The 20,954-nt window shown below is 40.7% G+C and carries 19 protein-coding genes and 2 tRNA genes; 4 read left to right on the top strand and 17 right to left on the bottom strand.

Features of this window, described 5'->3' with window-relative positions:
- Window positions 1-14: 14 nt before the first annotated feature.
- Together EMIN_RS02180 and EMIN_RS09370 are read left to right on the top strand one after the other, a co-directional pair.
- Window positions 15-87, top strand: a tRNA-Thr gene (locus EMIN_RS02180).
- A gap of 159 nt (window positions 88-246) precedes the next feature.
- Complete coding sequence (locus EMIN_RS09370) at window positions 247-738, top strand: type IV pilin protein (RefSeq protein ID WP_012414594.1); 492 nt, start codon at window positions 247-249, stop codon at window positions 736-738.
- A 99-nt stretch (window positions 739-837) separates the two neighbouring features.
- Here EMIN_RS09370 and EMIN_RS02170 read toward each other — a convergent pair whose 3' ends face one another.
- The 16 genes from EMIN_RS02170 to EMIN_RS02090 form a co-directional block, all read right to left on the bottom strand.
- Complete coding sequence (locus tag EMIN_RS02170; RefSeq protein ID WP_012414593.1) at window positions 838-2,049, bottom strand: aminotransferase-like domain-containing protein; 1,212 nt, start codon at window positions 2,047-2,049, stop codon at window positions 838-840.
- 2 nt (window positions 2,050-2,051) lie between these two features.
- Entirely contained in the window at window positions 2,052-2,885 is an 834-nt protein-coding gene (nadC, locus tag EMIN_RS02165) for a carboxylating nicotinate-nucleotide diphosphorylase (RefSeq protein ID WP_012414592.1), read from the bottom strand.
- A gap of 5 nt (window positions 2,886-2,890) precedes the next feature.
- The gene (gene nadA / locus EMIN_RS02160) at window positions 2,891-3,925 is read right to left on the bottom strand and encodes a quinolinate synthase NadA (protein WP_012414591.1); all 1,035 of its coding nucleotides are present in this window, start codon (window positions 3,923-3,925) and stop codon (window positions 2,891-2,893) included.
- Between the two features lies 1 nt (window position 3,926).
- A complete protein-coding gene (locus tag EMIN_RS02155) occupies window positions 3,927-4,187 on the bottom strand; it encodes a hypothetical protein (RefSeq protein WP_012414590.1) in 261 nt (86 codons plus the stop codon).
- Between the two features lie 68 nt (window positions 4,188-4,255).
- Window positions 4,256-4,837, bottom strand: a complete 582-nt coding sequence (pyrE, locus tag EMIN_RS02150; protein WP_187146173.1) for an orotate phosphoribosyltransferase — start codon at window positions 4,835-4,837, stop codon at window positions 4,256-4,258.
- A gap of 5 nt (window positions 4,838-4,842) precedes the next feature.
- A complete protein-coding gene (locus tag EMIN_RS02145) occupies window positions 4,843-5,040 on the bottom strand; it encodes a hypothetical protein (RefSeq protein WP_012414588.1) in 198 nt (65 codons plus the stop codon).
- A 9-nt stretch (window positions 5,041-5,049) separates the two neighbouring features.
- Window positions 5,050-5,568: an acetyl-CoA carboxylase biotin carboxyl carrier protein gene (locus EMIN_RS02140; RefSeq protein ID WP_012414587.1), complete on the bottom strand. Its 519-nt coding sequence runs from the start codon at window positions 5,566-5,568 to the stop codon at window positions 5,050-5,052.
- 66 nt (window positions 5,569-5,634) lie between these two features.
- Complete coding sequence (locus EMIN_RS02135; RefSeq protein ID WP_012414586.1) at window positions 5,635-7,056, bottom strand: MFS transporter; 1,422 nt, start codon at window positions 7,054-7,056, stop codon at window positions 5,635-5,637.
- Between the two features lie 6 nt (window positions 7,057-7,062).
- Window positions 7,063-7,803 carry a metallophosphoesterase family protein gene (locus EMIN_RS08080; protein WP_012414585.1) on the bottom strand — a complete coding sequence of 247 codons (741 nt, stop codon included), beginning with the start codon at window positions 7,801-7,803 and terminating at the stop codon, window positions 7,063-7,065.
- Window positions 7,804-7,832: 29 nt separating this feature from the next.
- The gene (locus EMIN_RS02125) at window positions 7,833-11,279 is read right to left on the bottom strand and encodes an AAA family ATPase (protein WP_012414584.1); all 3,447 of its coding nucleotides are present in this window, start codon (window positions 11,277-11,279) and stop codon (window positions 7,833-7,835) included.
- Between the two features lie 135 nt (window positions 11,280-11,414).
- Window positions 11,415-12,164 (bottom strand): 23S rRNA (guanosine(2251)-2'-O)-methyltransferase RlmB, encoded by a 750-nt coding sequence (rlmB, locus tag EMIN_RS02115; protein WP_012414583.1) that lies wholly within the window; start codon window positions 12,162-12,164, stop codon window positions 11,415-11,417.
- Window positions 12,164-13,270 (bottom strand): 6-phosphofructokinase, encoded by a 1,107-nt coding sequence (locus EMIN_RS02110; RefSeq protein ID WP_012414582.1) that lies wholly within the window; start codon window positions 13,268-13,270, stop codon window positions 12,164-12,166. Before EMIN_RS02110 ends, rlmB begins: the two co-directional genes overlap by 1 nt.
- A 3-nt stretch (window positions 13,271-13,273) precedes the next feature.
- Window positions 13,274-14,968 (bottom strand): 4-hydroxy-3-methylbut-2-enyl diphosphate reductase, encoded by a 1,695-nt coding sequence (ispH, locus tag EMIN_RS08075; RefSeq protein WP_012414581.1) that lies wholly within the window; start codon window positions 14,966-14,968, stop codon window positions 13,274-13,276.
- A gap of 1 nt (window position 14,969) precedes the next feature.
- Window positions 14,970-15,848, bottom strand: a complete 879-nt coding sequence (locus EMIN_RS02100; protein ID WP_012414580.1) for a DMT family transporter — start codon at window positions 15,846-15,848, stop codon at window positions 14,970-14,972.
- A 106-nt stretch (window positions 15,849-15,954) separates the two neighbouring features.
- Window positions 15,955-16,027: transfer RNA gene (locus tag EMIN_RS02095), tRNA-Ala, on the bottom strand.
- A 91-nt stretch (window positions 16,028-16,118) separates the two neighbouring features.
- Window positions 16,119-17,390 carry a tetratricopeptide repeat protein gene (locus tag EMIN_RS02090; RefSeq protein ID WP_012414579.1) on the bottom strand — a complete coding sequence of 424 codons (1,272 nt, stop codon included), beginning with the start codon at window positions 17,388-17,390 and terminating at the stop codon, window positions 16,119-16,121.
- Between the two features lie 162 nt (window positions 17,391-17,552).
- On the opposite strand from EMIN_RS02090, the gene EMIN_RS02085 reads away from it, so the two are divergent.
- Window positions 17,553-17,990 carry a hypothetical protein gene (locus EMIN_RS02085; RefSeq protein ID WP_012414578.1) on the top strand — a complete coding sequence of 146 codons (438 nt, stop codon included), beginning with the start codon at window positions 17,553-17,555 and terminating at the stop codon, window positions 17,988-17,990.
- Window positions 17,991-18,065: 75 nt separating this feature from the next.
- Complete coding sequence (locus EMIN_RS02080) at window positions 18,066-19,748, top strand: SulP family inorganic anion transporter (RefSeq protein WP_012414577.1); 1,683 nt, start codon at window positions 18,066-18,068, stop codon at window positions 19,746-19,748.
- Window positions 19,749-19,948: 200 nt separating this feature from the next.
- Here the strand turns inward: EMIN_RS02080 and EMIN_RS02075 are convergent, their stop codons facing one another.
- The gene (locus tag EMIN_RS02075; protein WP_012414576.1) at window positions 19,949-20,953 is read right to left on the bottom strand and encodes an isocitrate/isopropylmalate dehydrogenase family protein; all 1,005 of its coding nucleotides are present in this window, start codon (window positions 20,951-20,953) and stop codon (window positions 19,949-19,951) included.
- Between the last annotated feature and the right edge of the window lies 1 nt (window position 20,954).

Genomic DNA, 20,954 nt, shown 5'->3' with positions numbered 1-20,954 from the left:
TTTATTATTTGTACGCCGAGGTAGCTCAGCTGGTAGAGCAACGGTTTTGTAAACCGTAGGTCGTGGGTTCGATCCCCATCCTCGGCTTTTTTTTGCCCTAAAATAAGTTTTCGCCTTTATTATTCCTATCTTATTTTTATTTAAAAAAGCTATTTTTTCTCCGCATTTTAAACGTATTTTTATTTACAAATCATTTGATGTTACATTTTATAAATTGTTATACTTTAAAATATAGAGAGGATAATTATGAAAAAAGGTTTTACTCTTATTGAGCTTTTAGTGGTTGTATTAATTATAGGCATTTTAGCGGCTATCGCCTTGCCACAATACACAAGAGCAGTTGAAAAGACACGTGTTACAGGCCTTTTTCCACTTGTAAGAGCTATCGAACAGGCACAAGTAAGATATCACCTTGCCACAGGCTCCTACGCTAAGACTTTTGATGAACTTGATATTGAAATGCCTGCCGGAGGAACAAAACTTACTGACGCCAAAATAGAATATAATAATTTTTTATGTTTTCTTACTAATGCGCAATCCTCATACAATTCGGTTTATTGTAACAGCATAAAAACAAAAGTCCAGATTGAAAAATATTATAATGGGCACTTTATTTGTTGGGCTGCCAACGGAGATTTAAATGCAGAAAAAATTTGCCAATCAATTACCGGAAAATCGGTAAAAGACACAACATCTTCAGGGCAGGCATCTGGCTATTTTATAGTAAAAGCAAGTTAAAATGATGTAAAAGCAAAAACACTTTCACTTATAAATTCATTTTAAAATTAAAAAACAAAGAGCCCCGCTTAAAAGCGGGGCTCTTTATTATATATTTTTTTATTTAAGATTCTTTTTAACAGCCAAGGCCAAACGCTTAATACCTTCGTCAATTTCTTCAGGCGTAGCGTAAGAAAAATTAAGCCTCATATCATTTTTGGTTTTGCCGTCATAGTAAAAGGCCGAGCCAACCACATACGCCACATTATTTTCAATAGCGCTGGGGAACATTTTTTCCGTATCTAAATATTTGGGCAATGTTACCCATAAGAATAAACCGCCTTCGGGACGGGTCCATTTAACCCCCTCGGGCATATATTTTTCAAGCGCGGCAAGCATGGCTGTTCTTTTTTTTCTGTAAACTTCCACAACTCTTTTTATATGTTTTTCAAGATATCCGCCGTTAATATATTCCGCCGTGGCAAGCTGGAGTATTGAAGGTGAGCATAAATCCATAGCCTGTTTTAAAACCACAAACTTTCTTATAACTTCCTCATTGGCGATAATATAGCCTAACCTGAAACCGGGAACAAAAATCTTTGAAAAAGTAAACAATGTAATTACATTACCCTGCCCTTTATCAAGGTTGTAAAATGTTTTTGGCGCTTCCCCTTCAAAACGCACCTGTCTATAAGGGGAATCTTCCACAATTACGGTGTTATATTTTTTAGCGGTTTCTAATATTTTTAACCTGCGTTCCTGGGGTATTGTAACCCCTGTAGGATTTTGGAAATCAGGCACCAGGTAAACAAATTTGCACTGTTTGCCTTCCTCTTTGGTTTGTTCCAAACATTTTTCCAAACTTTCAGGTATTACGCCGTCATCATCGCTATCTGCGCCTTTAATATCGGCCCCCGCTGTTTGAAAGGACTGTAACGCCCCTAAATATGTCGGGGTGGCAACTATAATCCTGTCGCCGGGGTTAATAAAAATCCTGGCTACCATATCAAGCGCCTGCTGTGAGGCTGATGTAATTAACATCTGGTTATCGGCAACGTCAATATCCTCAACATCTTTTAGCCATTTGCAAAGAGCTGTTTTTAAAGAAGCACAGCCTTCAGTAGCGCCGTACTGTAAAGCGGCGGAGGAATATTTGTTTAAAATAATATCAAACATTTTTTTAACGTCTTCAACGGGAAATTCTTTAGGGTCAGGCAATCCGCCCGCGAAAGAAATAATTTCAGGCTTGGCGGTAAGTTTTAAAAGCTCTCTTATTACTGAAGCTTTGGTGCGTTTAGTTACTTCTGAAAATAAATTTGAATAATTTAGCATAATTAAATCTCCTTATATCCTGTAATTTTAAGGCTTAAGTCTTTAGAAGGAACAGAATGCGTTAAAGCGCCCATAGAAATAACGTCAGCCCCTGTTTTACAGTAGTCTTCCAAATTGTTTTTATTAACTCCGCCCGATACTTCCGCTATGGCGGCCTTATTAATTACTTTTAAAGCTTGTGTAACCTGAGCGGGCGTCATGTTATCAAGCATAATAATATCAGCCTTGGAGGACAGCGCTTCTTTTACTTCATCAATATTGGTTGTTTCAACCTCAATTTTAGGAGTGTGGCCTATAGCCGCGCGTATTTTTTCCACAGCTTTGGCTATACCGCCGGCGGCGGCTATGTGGTTGTCTTTAATAAGAACCGAGTCCGACAAGCTCATACGGTGGTTTTTGGCCCCGCCGCAGCGCACTGCGTATTTATCAAGTTTACGCATACCAGGGAGGCTTTTTCTTGTATCAACAATCATAACGCCGTATTTTTTGCCTGTTTCGGAAAATTCTTTTGAGGCTGTCGCAATTCCGCTCATACGCTGCATAAAGTTTAAAGCGGTGCGTTCACCCCGTAAAATGCTTAAAGTTTTACCGTCAAGCTTAAGCACTGTTTCGCCTTTTTTGACGGTATCGCCGTCTTTTTTTAAAGGCGTAAATTTTAAAGAAGGGTCAACATAATTAAAAACATCTCTAGCTATGTTCATGCCGCAAATTACCATATCTTCTTTGGCTGTTATTTCGGCAAGGGCTTCGTCATTCTCGGTAAAAATATTGTCTGAAGTTATGTCCCCCAGCCCCAAATCTTCCTCTAAAGCAAGAATAATAAGTTTATCTATCATAAAAATCACCTGTCCGTCATTTTAAACATTTTCTCAATACATTCGGACGCGCGGTTACAGATATTTTCCTCAACAACAACCGTTTGCGCGGACGAAGGATTTTGCAGGGCGCTTAAAGTATTAAGAAGAGTATTTCTTTTCATATAAGCGCAAGTGCCTTTGTTCCATATAAATTTTTTATCCGGGTTGTCATGCTCAAGGCGGTTAACCAAACCTACTTCCGTAAGAAGACCTAAGGTTTTATCTTTTGACTCCGCCACATATTTAAGCATACCGCCCGTACCGCCTACATAATCGCAAAGACGGCATATTTCTATCCTGGCTTCGGGGTGTATCATTACCTTAATGCCCGGGTATTCGGAGCGTAAATGTTCAACATCTTGCTCTGTATACTTATCATGTACACAGCAAGAACCGCCAGTAGAAACAATTTCCTTTCTTACGCCGCGCCTTTTAAGTTCGGCCTGCAGATTATCCGCCATCAAAACATCAGGTACAAAAATAAGTTTATCGCCCGGCATTTTTGCTGCAATATCATAAACATTGGCGGACGTAACGCAAACATCACTGTATGCTTTAACGTCGGCTGAGCTGTTGATATAGCAAATTACCGGAACGCCGGGATATTTTTCTTTAAATTTAGAAAGGTCTTCCCCCGTCATGGAATCAGCCAGCGTGCAGCCGGCGTGGCCGGCGGGAATATAAATATTTTTAGACGGGTTTATTATTTTAGCCGTTTCGGCCATGAACCATACGCCGGCAAAAATTATTGTCTTAGCTTTAACGCGGCTTGCCTCCATGCTTAAAGCGTAAGAGTCCCCTATCGTATCAGCAACGCCGTACATTATTTCGGGGTTAGTGTAGGAATGAGCTAAGATAACAGCGTCCTTTTCTTTTTTAAGCTTGTTTATTTCTAAGGTATAAGGAGCTATTTTTTCGCAGTCTTCCAATGTCCACTTAACATTTTTTCTTAAGGAGACATTTTTCAGCTCGCTAAATAAACGCACTGATTCTTGCTTAATATCTGAATCGGAAGACATGTTACTTGCTCTTTTTAGCAGAGGTCTTTTTAGAAGAACCTTGTGTTCCTTTGACAAACGTACCCGAGGTTCTAAGCTGCTGTTCGTAGCTTATTTCCGTTTCATAATCCAGTTTGGGGGCTAAAACTTTGTCAAATTCCTGGTCTGTGATGAGCGCCTTTTGCTGCTGTCTGTAAGCGGCTGCGGAGGAATCTTCTACTTTATTTTTTGCGCAGGCAAAGAGCGCCACTGCGGATACTGCCAATACTAAGAACTTTTTCATAATTCCTCCTTTAAGGACTTTATATTTTTACTTATTTTTTAATATACAAAATTTTAATGTGTTTTATATTATATTTCTTTTCTTGAGCCGGGCTTTTCAACCAGAATATTTTGTTTGCACATAGGACAGGCGAACTGTTCAAACGTTTCCACCTCAACTTGGGCCATATTAACAAAAGGAACCCCGAAAGAGGCTTCCCCGCCGCTACGGTCAATTAAAGAAGCGCAGGCCGTAAGGTTCGCGCCATGCTCTTTTAAGACATCAATAACTTCTTTTGTTGATTTGCCTGTTGTAACAACGTCTTCAGCTATTACGCAATTTTCGCCTTTATTAATTTCAAAACCGCGCCTTAAAAGAACTTTACCGTCAACTCTTTCCGTAAAAACGCTTCTTACGCCAAGCTGCCTTGCAAGTTCATAGGCTATAATAACGCCGCCCATAGCGGGCCCTACAACCACGTCAACCTTAACGCCTTTGGTTTTAAGTTCGGCGGCCAGTTGTTTGCAAAAACGCTCGGCCGTTTCGGGATATTGAAGCACTTTGGCGCATTGCAAATATTTGGCGCTGTGCAGGCCGCTTGAAAGTTTAAAATGGCCTTCAAGCAAAGCGCCTTTTTCTTTAAAAACGGATAAAACTTCTTCTTTTTCTATTTTGTTCATTTTAATTTTATATTGTAATCCAAACCGTGCTGCTCAACCTCAATTTTACCTTGTTCGAGAAGAGAGCCTAAAGATATATAAAGCATTGAGCCCGCCAGGTGAAGGCGCAGTTTAAGCTCCCAGGAACTTACTTTTTCCTTACCCTGTAAATAGGCCAATATTTTAGCTGAGGTATCTTTAATATTATCTGTCATAAAACACCGTTAAATTTTTTCAATCGCGAAAAGCGGCTCGCCCGCTTTAATCGGTTTGCCGTTATCTACTAAAACTTTTTTTATCACGCAGTCCACATCGGCTTTTACTTCGTTAAAAACTTTCATAGCTTCGATAAGGCACACAACATCGCCGGCTTTAACCTTTTCCCCTTCTCTTATAAAAGGAGCCGCGCTCGGTGATGAACCTCTAAAGAAAATACCCATAAGAGGTGATTTGATAACCTGTTTGTATTCCGGCGTGGGAGCGCTACAGGCTTGCGCGCTGCCAGTGGCAACCGCACCAACGGCAACGGGTACCGCTACCTGCTGGGGGGCCGCGCGTACTATTTTAACAGTAACGCCTTTTTGCTCATAAGAAACAGAGCCTAAATTTTCAGACTGCATAAATGAATAAATTTGTTTAACTTCTTTAAGAAGGGGAGATTCGTTTTTTGATTCCTTGGGGGTGTTTGCTTTTGTAGTTTTTTTAATAATTTTCTTTAAAGCGGCCTTTTTATTTTTTTTCATAACAAAATTAACCTCTGCGTAATCTTAAAAGTATTATAAGACATTTTACCTTTTTTTAATGGTTATTTACATGTTTTTAGGCTTATCTACTATACCCCGGGCAAATTTGCTTTGAAATAAAATTACCCCCAGTATTGAAATAACGCCTATAAAAACAAATGTGGCGTGGAAGGAATAAAGTATATTTTCAGACCCTATTTTAGCCGTATGCGCACCGAAATAAGCAAGCGCGGCCGAAACTAAAGATACGCCCAGTCCCATTGAAATTTGCATAACAGCCGAAAGCAGGCTGTTAGCCTGGCTTAAATCCCTTGGCGGAACCGCAATAAGCGTAAGAGTGTTTAAAGAGGTAAACTGCATAGAGTTGAATATGCCTAGCACGCCCAAATAAACCAAAATAAACAAATAGCTTGTATTTGGCCCTATGAACGCAAGAAAACAAAGCATAATACCTATGATTATAGCGTTATAAGTCATTAAACGCCTGTATCCTAACTTGTTTAACACTGGTTCCACAAAAGTCTTAGCGGCTATGGACATTACGCCTAAAGGAAGCATTGCCACACCCGCTTTTAAAGGGGAATAATTTAAGGCCGTTTGCAAAAATAAAGGAGCTAAAAAAGGCAAACTGCCGCCGGCAAAGCGTATAAATAAATTAGCTATTATACCCACGGTAAAACTGCGTTCATAAAAAAGCCTTGGTTTAAATAAAGCGCTCCATGGTTTGGCTATTGAAAGCCTTGCGTAAGCGCCAAGGCATAAAGCTCCGGCTAAAAACATTAATACCGCGGCCCTGCGGCCGAGCGTAGCCTCATCAACACTTCCTAATGAAAGTGATATAAGTATAACAGCCGCGCTAAATAAAAGGTAGCCTATCCAGTCAAATTTAAATTTAACGGGCGTTACTTTAGGCATAGCTATATAAGTAAATACGGCGCAAACAACGCCTATGGGCAGATTAATTAAAAAAATCCAATGCCAGGAAACATACTGCACAATAACACCACCCGCGAAAGGCCCGACAATAGGCCCTACAAGAGCAGGTATTGTGATAAAACTTAAAGCCGAAACAAGTTCTTTTTTAGGAAATATCCTCATTACGGCAAGCCTGCCCACGGGCACCATTAAAGCGCCGCCCACGCCTTGCAAAACGCGCGAGAGCACCAACTGCGTAAGAGTGTTTGACAAAGCACAGCAAAGAGAACCTAAACTGAAAATAAAAATAGCGCTTATAAAAACCCTTTTAGTGCCAAGAAAATCCGCCAGCCAGCCGGATATGGGCAAAATAAACGCCACGGTAAGCATATAGGATATTACAACAGACTGCATTCTTAAAGGGTTTTCGCCAAACGATTTGGCTATTTCTGGAAGAGCTGTATTTAGAATAGTACCGTCTAACATCTGCATAAAAAAAGCTACCGCCACAAGCCACGCGATTACTTTTTTGGACCCGCGCAACCGGCCGGCCACACTGTCTAGCGCCAACATATTATTCTATACTCCTTTGCCAAGCCTGTTCATCAAACGCTCGGAAAAGCCTTTTTTCTTCATGTCTTCCTGCACTTTTTTTATATCGTAAGCTACGCGGATAAGTTTAAAAGTGTTGTTATCGGAATCAAAAATACCGGCGCTGGCTAAAGGATTATGGTCCCTGGGCTGGCCTACCGACCCGGGGTTAATAAAATATTTCTTTTTAGGGTCAAATTTTATAGTAACTTCTTCTTTGGGAAATAATTCCACAGAAACATGCTGCTCATCATGTCCGCACATAATAAAAGGTATATGGCTGTGCCCTATAAAACAATAAGAGCCGGGGAACTCGTCTTTATTTAATTTAAACTGGGCCGGAGTTAAAAGATATTCCTTAAAAGGATCGGAAAATGTGCCGTGGACTAAAGAAAATGTTTCTGAAAGATAAACATTGGGAAGTTCAGACAAAAAAAGAATATTCTGGTTTGAAAGATACATATTCGCGTCTACTATAGGCATAACCGATTCCTGGCTGAAAAACTGTAATATATCCGGATCGGAAAGGGCTTTATCGTGATTGCCCATAACCGCTATAAGATTGGGAAGTTTACGCACAGCAGAAGCGCAGGCTTCCGCGTGGGGACCGTAACCTATAATATCACCACAGCATATAAAATGGTCTATCCCGGCTTTATCAAACTCAGCCAGAACAGCTTCTAAAGCGGGCAGATTAGCATGCACGTCTGAAAATACGCCGTATTTCATTTGCCTACTCCGGTTTTTATATTTACGGGTTACGCGTTAACAAGCTCGTCAAGTTTAGCGCTTTCTTCTTTCATATTTACCGACATTACTTTTGAAATGCCGCTTTCTTCCATTGTTATACCGTAAAGCATTTGCGCGGCTTCCATAGTGCGTTTATTGTGCGTAACCACAATAAACTGCGTGGTATTTGAAAACTCTTTAATCAAATTAACGTAACGCTCAACGTTAGCTTCATCCAAAGCGGCGTCCGCTTCGTCCAACACGCAGAAAGGCGCCGGGTTATGCGTAAAAAACGCGAAAAGAAGCGATAATGCCGTTAATGTTTTTTCCCCGCCGGACATGGCCGAGAGGTTAAGCAGTTTTTTACCCGGCGGCTGCGCGTAAATTTCTATACCCGTTTCAAGCAGATTTTCAGGGTCGGTAAGAACAAGGTCCGCCTCGCCGCCTCTAAAAAGAGTTTGGTATATATTTTTAAAATGGTTGCGCACATGGTCAAAAGTATATTTAAAATTCTCTTTTGTTGTGGCGTTAATTTTGTTAATTGCGGTTTTAAGGTCGCGCTTGGCATTTTCCAAATCCTCAATTTGCTTTTTAAGGAAGGTGGCGCGTTCGTTAAGCGCGTCGTACTCTTCAGGCGCGGTCATGTTAACCGCCCCCATGTTCTCAATGCGCTTTCTCATCATCTTAACGCGTTCATGGTCAATTTCTTTATTAGTAAATTTCATGGCCGCTTCTTCAGGCGTGATATTCCATGACTCCATTAAATGGTTAACTATAGTTGTTCTCTGGCGGCGGTAATTTGTTAAAGCGTTTTCCAAATCATGCGCGCGCAGCTGCATATCGGACTGGCGTTTTTTATATTCGTTAAGTTTAGTGCTTTTTTCGTCAAAATCTTTTTTAAGAGCCTGCAGTTCCGAGGCAAGTTTGGTTTGGTCAAGCTCTAAAGTTTTTAAATCTTCACGCTGGGTGGAAAGCTGCGCCTGTGCGGTAAGTTTTTCTTCCGACAAGGCTTTAATCCTTTCATTACCGGCGGTAATCTGGTCCTGCCTTTTTTTATCGGCTTCTATAATATTATTGTATTCGAACTCGGTACTTCTTAAGTCAACCTCAATATTATTTTTCTTAAGTTTTACTTCGTATAAATCAGCGTTTACGCGGCTTATTTCCGTTCTTAAACCTTCGCCGTCTTGCACAATTTTTGCTTTGGCCGATTTGGCTGCGTCAATTTCCGCCTTAATCTTATCCTGGGAGGCTTTAATTTCGGACAATTGTTTTCTTAACTCTTCGGATTTATTTTTGCGCTCGGACACTTTATTAAGAAGAGATTCTTTATTTTTTGAAATAGCTTCCAATGACTGTTCAATGTTTTTTATTTCTCGCTCTCTGGAAGCAAGGTCATTTTTAAAGGAATTTAAAGAAATACTTTCTTCCTGAAATCTTGTTCTTAATGTTTTAAGGTTGTTTTCCGCGTTGTTAATATCGGCGGCGTTTTCCTCAATTTGCTTGGTTATGGAAGCGGCCTTCTCTTTTACGGAGTTTATTTCGTCTTTAACGGACTCTTCCTCCCCCCAATAGGCCTCGGGCACTTTAATATTTTGCGCCCCACCCGAAATCCAAAAACCGCCTTTTACCGTACCGCCGCTTACATTGGAGTTAGATAAGCAGTTTATTAACCTTTCAAGCCCGGAAGGATATTTAATTAAATTTTTAACATCGCCTGTGGCGGGAGTTTCGGGAACTTCGCTTAAAATAATAAATTTGCATCTGGCGTTATTTGCCGCTTTTAGTTTTTCAAGAGCTAAGTCAGCCGTTTGCAAAGTATCGCAGATAACGGAGTCTAAAAATTTGCCGAAAGCTTCCTCAATAATTAAATTGTCTGAAGAGGAGAACTTAATATTTTTTCTAAGAGTGCCTTTAACCCCGGGGATGCCCGCTTCCTCAATTAATTTAGCTCCTACCCAGTAAGGGTCGTTTTTACCCTGACTTTGAATCATTTCCAAACGGGCGTTTAAAGCTGCCGCCTGCGCTTTGCTGGCGCTGAGCTGGTCGTTTAAAACGATGCGCGAGCGGGAAAGAGAGCGCGTTTTTTCCTCAGCTTCATTAAGCTGGTTTTTAACGCCTTCTAAGGAGGCATGTTTTTCGGTTATTTTTTCCGAAATATTTTCAAGCGTTTTTTTAAGGTTTTCTAAATTTTCGTTATTGCCGGCGCCGCTTTTTTCTAAAGTTATTAAATTTTGCTGCTCATGCGCTGCGGAGCTTTCTTCCAAAGCGATTTTGTTTGAAAGTTCCATTTCGGCCTGTACGGCTCTCATTAAATTTGTATTAAGCTGCTGGGAGGTAATGTCAACGTTTTTTAAAGCCTCTTCATTTTCTTTAACTAAAGCAAATTGGTCGTTATATTTTTTCTGCAAAGGAAGAAGTTCCGCTTCAATGGCGTTAAGCTTTTCTTTAAAACCGCTTATTATGGGCGTAATTTCTTTTAATCTGTTTTGCCCTCTTTGTCCTTCGCTGGCGGAATAGGTTATCTGCGCGGTTAACTCAATTGTCAGGTTTTCGCAGTTTTTTACCGCGCCTTCCAAAACACCTATTTGGTATTTTATGGTTGAAATTTTTTCGTTAAATTCGCCCAACTGTTTTTGTTTGTGCGTTAAATTAAGGTCAAGCGCGGCGACTGAACCTTCCACGGCGGAAGTATTGTTGTTTAAATCCTCAATTTGTTTTATTAAAGGTTCAAGCTCGGCAGAATCTTTTACTATATTAGCGTCAAATTCTTTTATGGATTCAAGTGAAATAGCTATTTCGCTTTCTTTAAGTTCTTCACGGTATTTTTGGTAAAGCCTGGCTTTTTTTGCCTCGGTGTCAAGTTTTTTAATCTGCTCGTCAAGAAGTACAACGGTGTCTGAAAGCCTGGCGATATCAAGATCAACACGGTCTAACCTTCTTATGGCTTCCTCGCGTTTGGCTTTATATTTTGAAACGCCGGCCACTTCCTCAAACATTTCGCGTCTTTGTTCGGCGCTCGCGGAAAGAACGGACTCCACCCCGCCCTGGTCAATAATGGCGTAGCCTTCGCCGCCGATACCGGTATCTAAAAACAAATCCCTGATATCACGCAAACGGCACTGCACTTTATTTAAAAAATATTCACTTTCCCCCGAACGGAAAATTTTGCGGGAAACGGTTATCTCATTAAAATCTAAAGGAAGCTTGCGGCTTTCGTTATCAAAAATCATGTTAACCTGGGCAAGGTTTAAAGGGCTTCTTCTGGCGGTTCCATTAAAGATAATATCAATCATGGAAGCGGAACGCAGGCTTTTCCAGCTCATTTCACCTATAGCCCAGCGCACAGAATCCACAACGTTTGATTTGCCGCAGCCGTTGGGGCCTACTACGCACGTTATGCCCTTTTCAAAATCAAGCCTTTGTCTGTCCGCAAAAGATTTAAAACCGATGATTTCAATAGCCTTTAAATACATAAACTTCCTTATAAAGTGAGATGTTTACATTATAACATTTAAGTAAATTGGGTAAAACAGCCCTTTTATATGTTTACACACGCTTTTAAGCGCCATAAACGGGCTATTTACCCAAAATATAGAAACTGATTAAACCTATTTAAGGTTGGCTTTTGCAAACATATCAAACATGATAATGCTTGCGGCGTTGGCGGCGTTTAAACTGTCCACGCTGCCCGGAGCCTGCGGAATACTTACAACCTGGTCGCAGTGTTCAGCAGTTTTTTCTCTTATACCTGTACCTTCGGAGCCGACCACAAGCACAGCGGGGAAAGAGTAGTCCGTTTTTACAATTGACTGCCCGCCCATATCAGCGCCGTAAATCCAAAAACCTTCATCTTTTAAGTCAAGAAGAGCGGTTGCAAGGTTAGCAACTTCAACCACGGTAACTTTTTCCGTAGCTCCGCTGGCTACCTTATATACTGAAGGCGTAAGGCCGACCGTACGTCTTGAAGGCAAAATTATTGTACTAAAGCCTAAACAAGCGGCCGAGCGGATTATAGAACCTAAATTTTGGGGATCCGTCATTTCGTCAACGGCTATCCAAAGGTCTTTTTTATTGCCGCGGGAAACGTCAATAGCGTCTATAAGGCGCATTATTTTAACCGGTTCAACCCTGGCCGCTATACCCTGGTGATTGCCTTTTTTGGTAAGAGCGTCCATAGTTTTAACGTCCATACGGTCTATTTTTATATTATTGCGTTTAGCCGCTTTAATAGCATCTTCTATGCCTCTGTGCCCGGCCTTATTATCAAGCACATAAAGTTGTATAACACGTCTTTTTCTGTTTTTAATTACTTCCGTTACGGCATGAACGCCGAAAACAATATCTAAATTATCCGCCATTAACCAATCTCCTTAGAGCCGAAACTTGTTCCTATTGAAACGGCTGCATGCACTTCTTGCCCGTGCGGGTCAACAAGTTTTAATTTTGAAACCGCGTCTTTAATAAGCACGTCTTTAATTTGGGTTCCCTGTAAAGAAACCATGTTCTTTGTTTTGCCTTCTATTATAAGGTCAAGCGCTTTAGCGCCGTATCTTGTGGAAAGCAATCTGTCATACGCGGTGGGGGAACCGCCCCTCTGCACATGGCCTAAAATACAATAGCGGCTTTCAATGCCCGCGCGGCATTCAATCATTTGGCTTATGCGCTGGCCTACGCCGCCAAGTCTGATAGCGTCGGTTGATCCCGCTATAGTTTTTGCTATAACCATTTCACCGCTTTCATTTTTTGCGCCTTCGGATACCACTATAATACTGAAATTTTTTCCCTTAGCTTTACGGGTTTCAATAGTTTGAACTATAACATCCTCGCTGTAAGGAATTTCGGGTATTAAAATAATATCGCCGCCGCCCGCTATACCTGAACGTAAAGCAAGCCAGCCGGCGTATCTGCCCATGGTTTCAACAATCATAGCTCTGTGATGGGACTGGGCCGTGGTATGAATCCTGTCAACCGCTTCGGTAGCTATCGCTAAAGCGGAGTCAAAACCAAAAGTCTGGTCCGTGGCGGACAAGTCATTATCAATAGTTTTAGGCACCCCTACTATAGGAATACCCTTTTCAACAAATTGCTGCGACATTGATAAAGTGCCGTCCCCCCCTATAGTTACAAGAGCGTCAAGTTTGTTGTCTTCAAAATTTTTAATCGCTATATTTGAAACGTCGACAGGGTTTTCCGGCGTGCCGTAAGGTTCCTGCATATATTTAAAAGGATTAGCGATATTACTTGTACCCAGTATGGTCCCTCCCAAAGTCAATATGCCGGAAGCTATAAAATCGTTAATTTTAATAAACTCATTTTTAACCAACCCCTCAAAACCGTTTTTAAAACCTATAACTTCAATCCCCTGTCTTAAAGCGTTTTTAGAAACCGCGCGCACCACTGCGTTAAGTCCCGGGCAGTCCCCCCCTGCGGTAAGTATGCCTATTTTTCTTATTTTATTTGTCATATTTTAAATAAACCTGGCTAAAAAACATAGCGCGGCAAGCACCAAAAACTGCCCGTCAACCAGAGTTTCCTCCATTATATTTCTCGGCTTTCTTTGCAGATAGTAATACGCCGCTATGAATATTATATAAATATTACCTAAAAGAAGCATTGTTACCAATTTTACTTTCCACCCCATAATAAGCAAAGTGATAAGTACTCCGACTACAGCGGCTATTATAGCTATTATAGCCACGCGCGTTACTTTAAGGCCGAAAGCTTTATAAAAACTTTCCTTGCCTATCATAATATCTTTATGCGCGGCGCCTATACCTAAAATTACCGAACGTACAAAAACAAGCAAAACAGCGTAAAAGATAACAAGGTAATTTGCGTTGGTAAAAGGCATATCTAAACTTTGGGCGGGCAAATAAGCGCAAACAAAACTCCAACCCAGCGCGGTAAACAAATCTTTAGTAGCCGGCAGTGAAGTAAACTTTTTAATTTTAAACATATATCTGAAAGGATATAAAACGCCCGCGCCCAAAAACACAGCCGTAGCTATAAAGATTTCAAAGCCTAAAGTAAAAGCTATTACCAAAGCCGCGGCCCCCGCTATAACTCCAATAGTTATAGGAAGGCGTTTTTCGGTTTGGCCTGTTTTGGAAACCCCTCTGTTTATAACAGTTAAACTGAAAACAAAAAGCCATGATAGAACCAAAAGCGGAACATGGAACAAAACGCCCTGCAGCTTCATACAAACATATGTAAGACCCAAAGCGGCAAACGCGGTGTATAAAGAGCTGTTAATAATAAACGCCCACATTTTATAAAGGAAGTTAGCCAAATGGCCCATAGCGCCCATGCGGGCGTTTTTAACCGCGCCGCTTATACGGTCAATAAGCCAATTGGGAGTGCTGGCTCCCGCAGTAATAAAAATCTTTTTAGGAGTTTTAAGGTCATGCCCTTCTAAATCAGCCTCGGTTTCAACATGTAAAACTTTGGGGGCAAGCTCACCGCATAATTTGGCAAGCCTTGCCGTATTAGCGCTGTTTTTGCCGCCTACGACAATAACAAAATCAGCGTTTTTGGCGTATTCAATTGTTTCGGATTGGCGCTGCTTGGTAGGCTCACATATAGTATTTGAAACAACCGCTTCTTTAGCTTTTTGTTTAATAAGTTCCGCGAGTTTATAAAAAGCGGCTTCTTTTTGCGTTGTCTGCGCTACTATATTTACTTTGTCAAAATCAGGCAGCGCAAGCACTTCGCTTTCATCGGCAACAACATATCCACGCCCTTGAGTATAGCCTAAAAGGCCTATAACTTCGGCGTGTCCGGCGTCCCCCACAATAACGGTTGTATAGCCTTCGCCCGCGTATTTGGAAATATTATTATGCACATGTTTCACAAGCGGGCAGGTAGCGTCAATAACTTCTTTACCGCAGGATTCAACTTCACGCTGAAATTCGGGCGTAATACCATGTGCGCGTATAACAAGCACACCTTCTTTGCCTTCCACTTCGGAAGGATGCCCAATGGAAGTTATCCCCTTTTCTTCCAATGTGGCTATAACCTGGTTATTATGAATTAAAGGGCCTAAAGTAAAAATGGGTTTTTTGCCGGAGCTTTCTAACTCAAGCACTTTATCAATTGCTTTTTTTACGCCGGGGCAAAACCCCGCCGATTTGGCTATAGTAACGCCGTAATCTTTTTCTTTCATATTAATATCTTAATAAAATATACATTCCGGCGCAAAAGAAAAAGAACGCCGTCATGAGATATTTAGACGGAAGCTTCCTTTCAAATAGACACTCAAAAAGTCCCGCGAAAATTACCCCCGTTATAGCTATGCTTGAAAGCGTGGCTAAATGCCCCGTTTTTATAGCCGCCAAATAAAACAGCAAACATAAATAGCAGCCCATAAAAACGCCAAGGGAGGAAAGCGCAATCTCTTTTTTCGTAAGGATTTTAAATTTAGCGAAAAAATTTATTTTAAAAACGCCGCAAACAAGAATAAAACTTAACACCGCCCCTAAAGCGCGGTAAAAATTTCCTTCCAGAGCGGCAGCGTTGCTGCCGTTAAAAGAATATCTTGTTATTAAAATGCCCACCGCATCCACAGTCATACCGCAAAAAGCGATAAGCATTGAGGTAAAACTCCACTTTCCGCTTTTTTTAAAATTTTCAAAAGCGAATATAAAAATACAAATAATAAAAAATATTATGCTAAAAAACTTTGCGGCGTTTACCGCCTGTCCGAATAAAAAATAACTAAAAACGCCCACTATCAAAGGCTGAAAAGCAAACAACATCATAGTTCTACCCGGCCCCATGTCCGCGAAAGCTTTTAAAAGAAGGATATCCCCCAGTCCCAACGCTATAAACCCCGAAAGAATAAACGTCGCCATATATTTAAGAGGTATGGGGTGAAACCCGCCCATGAGCATAACGGACAAAAAGAAAAAAAGGCAAGCTAAGGAGCCTTTAAAAACAGTCATCCAAACGGGCGATATTTTGCGTGAAAATTTTGTAAAAATCTGCGCGCCTATACCGAATGTAAGGTTTGAAAGCAAAGCGTAAATATAAGGGGATATGTGCATATTTTATACAAAAACCGCACCCGTTTTGTGGTGCGGTTTTAAATGCTTTTTTAAATTTAATTTAATGTTTTTCAAAGGGAAATCCCCTTAGCTTTTTATAAAAAAGTGGACCTGATCGGGATCGAACCGACGACCTCTTCGCTGCCAGCGAAGCGCTCTCCCAGCTGAGCTACAGGCCCTTAAACAATTAATCAGGCGATTAAACTTAAAACCAGCTGACTAGATATATTATAGCAAAAAAATTAAAAACTGTTTTTTGGGTTAATAAAATCATCTGTCCCTAAATTTTTTACCGTCGTCAAAAAAGTTTTTAAAGTAATCAAAAATATTTTCGTTCTTTGTAATACCTATATAACCTTTTGAAATTTTTAAATCTTCTTCCGCGCCTTCATAATCTCCTGCGGCGCCTTTTGTTTGCGCTCTGTTTAAAAACAGTTCGGAATGCTTAACATCAAGCGACAGCGCTTTATCGTGTGCGTTAAGAGCTTCGGCATATAAGCCAAGGCCGCGCAACGCTACAGCTTTAGTATCATAAATATAACCTATATTTACATCTTCAGGAGCAAGTGAAATGGCGGCGTCAGCGTCTTCAAGCGCGCCTTTATAATCTCCAATCAAGGTTTTGGTCCAGCCGCGCTCATTATAAAATTTATAAGAAGGGGTTATGGATATAGCTTTGTCATACAACCCGACAGCGCCTTTATAGTCGTTTAAATTATTAAAATAAACCAAACCAAGCTCAAAATAAGGCGTAGCTAAAGGAAGGCCCTTTTTTTCGTTTTCAGCTATCTCTTTTTGTTTGGATTTTATGTAAGATTCAATGTTTTTTATATAACCGCACCATCCGTTTGACGTTTTTTTATAATCTTCACACGCCGCGTCAAAATCGCCAAAAATCATATATATCCTAGCCCGGTTTGTTAAAGCAAATCTGGAATTGGGGTTTTTCTCAAGCCCGTTTGTAAAAGCGAGTAAAGCCCCCAAATAATCGCCTTTATTTCTTTTAGACGCGCCTATACCTTCATATGCGGCGGCGATATGCTTTTCAGCGGCTTTTTCATATGCGGCTATAGCGCCGTCAAAATCTTTTATCTCGTTTTTTACAACTCCTATATTGAGCAAGGCTTCATGGCCGGGATTATATTTAACAGCCTGTTCGTAATCAGCCAAAGCGCCATCATTATCACCCATTGTATATTTAGCTATACCCTTGGTATTATATGCGTTTGCGTAAGCAAAATCTAAAGAAACGGCTTTATCAGCATCCTCTATAGCGGATATATGTTCATGAAGATTATTTTTTGCCGTAGCTCTGTTGTTATAAGGCCATGTAAAATCAGGATCTTTCTTTATCGCTAACGAGCACAGATTTTTAGCTTTTATATTTTGCCCCTGTTTTAAAGCTTCATAACACCTGTAATTACAGTCCTGGGCGTTTCGGCATGGGACAAGCAGCCTGTCATAAGCCAAAAATCCCGCCGCCAAGAATAAAAAAAACACCAACCCCTTTCTTATGCTCTTTTTCTTTTTTAAAGTATCCATAAGATTCCTCTTTCAACTTCTGTAAATTCTACTATTAAATTTTGCTTTTTACGGCATCTTCCAAACATAAGGGTGCAATAAAAAAGTAATATTTTGTGTTAATAAATTGTAATATATATTAGACACGGGCGCAGCCCGATTTAAAGAGAGGTAAAACACAGTATGAAAAAAATATTAATATCAGTAGTATCAGTATTCGCGCTTGTAACTTTCGCAAAAGCGCAGACAACAGGCGCTGAAACTGTAAGCAACTTTAAAAAATCAGTTAAAGTTTCCTCCGATTCAGCAAAAAAATCAGCTTCGGATGCTAAAGTCTCCGCAAAAAAAGCTTCTGAAGACCAGAAAGCAGCTGCGGAAGCTAAAAAAGCCGAAAACGCCAAAGCCAGCGAAGAACAAAAAGCCGCTTTAAAAGCAAAAAAAGATGAAGCTAAATCAACTGTAAAAACAGCTAAATCTGAAGCTAAAACAACAGCAAAAACAGCAAAAACTGAAGCTAAAACAACGGCTAAAGATGCAAAAGCCGAAGCTAAAACAACGGCTAAAGATGCGAAAGCCTCTTTAAAAGCTGAAAAAGAAGCCTGGAAAAATATAGCTAAATAATAATTAACTTATTTAAAGCCTCCGTTAAGACGGAGGCTTTTTTCATTCAAAACAAAAGTACTATAATATATTTATATGTTCAGACCCAAACTTTTCACACTAATCAAAAATAGACCGGAAGAATTTACACCTCGGCGCGTATTAAAAGATATCGGCGCGGGCGCGGTTGTGGCTTTCATAGCGATGCCTCTTTCAATAGCTTTAGCGATAGCAAGCGGCGTCACTCCTGAAATAGGCTTAGCCACCGCGGTGATAGCGGGCTTTCTTATTTCATTTTTTGGAGGCAGCAGAGTACAGATAGGCGGGCCTACGGCCGCTTTCGTAATAATAATTTTAGGTATAACAGCCGAGTACGGGCACGACGGGCTTATAGCCGCAACGGCAATGGCGGGCATAATACTTATTATAATGGGGTTTTTAAAACTGGGAAGCGTAATCCAATATATTCCATATCCCGTTACCACAGGTTTTACAAGCGGCATAGCCGTAGTTTTATTTTCCACGCAGGTTAATGACTTTTTAGGCCTTAATTTAACAAACATGCCTTCGGAATTTTTTGATAAATGGCTTGTTTATTTCCAAAATTTAAATCATATTGATTTACCTACGGTATTTATAGGCATGCTCGCTTTAGCGATAATAATGTTTTGGCCTAAAAAACTAAAGGCAATTCCCGGCACTTTAGCAGCAATTATTATAACTACTTTAGTTGTAAAATTTTTCCATTTAGATATTGAAACAATTTATTCACGCTTTGGCGAAATAGGACACTCTTTCCCAAAACCGCATTTGCCCAATCTTACCTGGGATATGATTCAAAAACTTTTAAGGCCCGCTTTTGTAATAGCCGTTTTGGCCGGTATTGAAAGTTTACTTTCAGCCGTAGTTGCGGACGGTATGATAGGCAAACGCCACCGATCCAACACCGAGCTTATAGCCCAAGGTATAGCGAACACGGTCTCCGCCGCGTTCGGCGGGTTGCCAGCCACGGGCGCCATAGCCAGAACAACGGCAAATATTGAAAACGGCGGCAGAACGCCCATAGCGGGCATAATGCACGCTGTCTGCATTCTTATAATGATGCTTCTTTTTATGCCTTATATAAGCCTTGTGCCTATGGCTACGTTAGCGGCTATACTTTTTACTGTGGCTTACCGAATGAGCGAATGGCGCAGCTTTGTATTTTTATTTAAAGCGCCTTTAAGCGATATTTTGGTGTTACTCACAACATTCCTGCTTACAGTTATGAAAGACCTTGTTATCGCCATTGAAGTAGGTATGATTCTTGCCGCGATACTCTTTATAAAACGTATGGTTAACGTATATAACATCGCGCGCTTAACCGATGACGACCTTGTTAACGAGTTTGAGGAAGACGACGATTTGGACAAAAAAACAATTGCCCAGCACGTGCGTGTTTATGAAATTAACGGGCCTTTCTTTTTCGGTGCGGCAAATATGTTTTTAGAAACGCTTGAAAACATCGCGGACTGCAAAGTTTTAATTTTGCGTATGCGAAGCGTGCCCGCTATGGATGCAACGGCTTTCCACGCTTTAAATAAAATATATTTAAGATGTAAAAAAGATAATATAACGCTTATTCTTTCCGAAGTGCCTAACCAGCCTTACAAAACGCTCAGAAAATACAACTTTGTGTTTGAGATAGGCAAGGAAAATGTTTTGCGATCTTTTAACGCGGCTCTTAAAAAAGCGGCAAAAACAGCTAAGGAAAAACAAGCGTCTGAAGAAACTAAGTAATAAGCAAAACTTTAACAAACAAAAAAAGAGCGGGTTAAAAAACCAGCTCTTTTTTATAAGATTACTAAAAAATTTCCACGTAATACAGGCGGACCCGCATATATTTTTTACCGCTGCGGTAACTTTTTTTAGGATTATAAGGCAATTTTAAAGTAAAAAATACGCCCCAGCCTTAAGGCGGGGGCGCGTTTTATTTAAACTTATTTTAATTTATTAATAACGGCCGAAGTAAACTCCTTTGTTGTCGCGTTGCCGCCGATATCGGGCGTTGTAAATTTACCCTCTTTAATAACGGTGTTAACGGCAGAGTCTATTTTTGCCGCCTCTTTTGCGTAATCTAAATGGTTAAGCATTAAAACAGCGCTTCTTATTAAGGCTGTCGGGTTGGCTATTCCTTTACCCGCGATATCGGGTGAACTGCCGTGCACAGGCTCAAACAAAGCGGCGCCGTCCTCCCCGTAATTAGCGCCCGGCGCTATGCCAAGCCCCCCCGTTAAACCGGCGGCTAAATCAGAAACTATGTCGCCGTATAGATTGGGGCATAAAAGCACGTCAAACTCATGCGGGCGCACAACAAGCTGCATGCAAAGGTTGTCAATTAATATTTCTTTAAATTCTATCTGCGGGTATTTTTGCGCTGTCTGCCTGGCGCATTCTAAAAAAAGCCCGTCCGAAAATTTGCAAATATTAGCTTTTGTGACAACTGTAACTTTTTTTCTGTTATTTTTTACGGCATAATCAAAAGCGAATTCCGCTATTCTCATGCTGGCGCTTCTTGTAATACGTTTAATAGATTCGGCCGTGTCATCATCAACCATACGCTCAATTCCGGCGTAAAGGTCTTCCGTATTTTCACGCACTATAACTAAATCAACATTATCAAACTTTGTCCTTATGCCTTCAAGATTTTTTGAAGGCCTGACCGCGCCGTATAAATTAAGTTCCTTTCTTAAAGCTACGTTTACGCTTCTAAACCCGGTGCCTATAGGAGTCGTTATCGGGCCTTTTAAAGCCACTTTATATTTTTTTATATTTTCAACAACTTCCGAGGGCAGCGTTTCGCCAGTTTTGGCTGCGCTTTCCGCTCCAGCCTGCATAACAACATAATCTAAATCAATGCCCGCCGATTTTATAATTTGCAAGGCGGATTCTGTTATCTCAGGGCCGATGCCGTCGCCCGGTAAAAGTACAATTTGTTTTTTCATA

This window comes from Elusimicrobium minutum Pei191, assembly GCF_000020145.1.
GTDB lineage: Bacteria > Elusimicrobiota > Elusimicrobia > Elusimicrobiales > Elusimicrobiaceae > Elusimicrobium > Elusimicrobium minutum.
Note: the sequence above shows the minus strand (reverse complement) of the source record. Positions and strands in the feature narration are given on the sequence as shown.

What these genes read in the sequence shown, in the direction of transcription:
- EMIN_RS02140 (WP_012414587.1), bottom strand. Translation starts at nt 5,568, where the DNA reads ATGAAAAAAAATAAAAAGGCCGCTTTAAAGAAAATTATTAAAAAAACT.
- nadC (WP_012414592.1), bottom strand. Translation starts at nt 2,885, where the DNA reads ATGATAGATAAACTTATTATTCTTGCTTTAGAGGAAGATTTGGGGCTG.
- EMIN_RS02110 (WP_012414582.1), bottom strand. Translation starts at nt 13,270, where the DNA reads ATGACAAATAAAATAAGAAAAATAGGCATACTTACCGCAGGGGGGGAC.
- EMIN_RS02080 (WP_012414577.1), top strand. Translation starts at nt 18,066, where the DNA reads ATGTTCAGACCCAAACTTTTCACACTAATCAAAAATAGACCGGAAGAA.
- EMIN_RS02075 (WP_012414576.1), bottom strand. Translation starts at nt 20,953, where the DNA reads ATGAAAAAACAAATTGTACTTTTACCGGGCGACGGCATCGGCCCTGAG.
- EMIN_RS02100 (WP_012414580.1), bottom strand. Translation starts at nt 15,848, where the DNA reads ATGCACATATCCCCTTATATTTACGCTTTGCTTTCAAACCTTACATTC.
- EMIN_RS09370 (WP_012414594.1), top strand. Translation starts at nt 247, where the DNA reads ATGAAAAAAGGTTTTACTCTTATTGAGCTTTTAGTGGTTGTATTAATT.
- EMIN_RS02090 (WP_012414579.1), bottom strand. Translation starts at nt 17,390, where the DNA reads ATGGATACTTTAAAAAAGAAAAAGAGCATAAGAAAGGGGTTGGTGTTT.
- ispH (WP_012414581.1), bottom strand. Translation starts at nt 14,968, where the DNA reads ATGAAAGAAAAAGATTACGGCGTTACTATAGCCAAATCGGCGGGGTTT.
- rlmB (WP_012414583.1), bottom strand. Translation starts at nt 12,164, where the DNA reads ATGGCGGATAATTTAGATATTGTTTTCGGCGTTCATGCCGTAACGGAA.
- EMIN_RS02125 (WP_012414584.1), bottom strand. Translation starts at nt 11,279, where the DNA reads ATGTATTTAAAGGCTATTGAAATCATCGGTTTTAAATCTTTTGCGGAC.
- EMIN_RS02085 (WP_012414578.1), top strand. Translation starts at nt 17,553, where the DNA reads ATGAAAAAAATATTAATATCAGTAGTATCAGTATTCGCGCTTGTAACT.
- EMIN_RS02155 (WP_012414590.1), bottom strand. Translation starts at nt 4,187, where the DNA reads ATGAAAAAGTTCTTAGTATTGGCAGTATCCGCAGTGGCGCTCTTTGCC.
- EMIN_RS02170 (WP_012414593.1), bottom strand. Translation starts at nt 2,049, where the DNA reads ATGCTAAATTATTCAAATTTATTTTCAGAAGTAACTAAACGCACCAAA.
- EMIN_RS02135 (WP_012414586.1), bottom strand. Translation starts at nt 7,056, where the DNA reads ATGTTGGCGCTAGACAGTGTGGCCGGCCGGTTGCGCGGGTCCAAAAAA.
- EMIN_RS02145 (WP_012414588.1), bottom strand. Translation starts at nt 5,040, where the DNA reads ATGACAGATAATATTAAAGATACCTCAGCTAAAATATTGGCCTATTTA.
- EMIN_RS08080 (WP_012414585.1), bottom strand. Translation starts at nt 7,803, where the DNA reads ATGAAATACGGCGTATTTTCAGACGTGCATGCTAATCTGCCCGCTTTA.
- nadA (WP_012414591.1), bottom strand. Translation starts at nt 3,925, where the DNA reads ATGTCTTCCGATTCAGATATTAAGCAAGAATCAGTGCGTTTATTTAGC.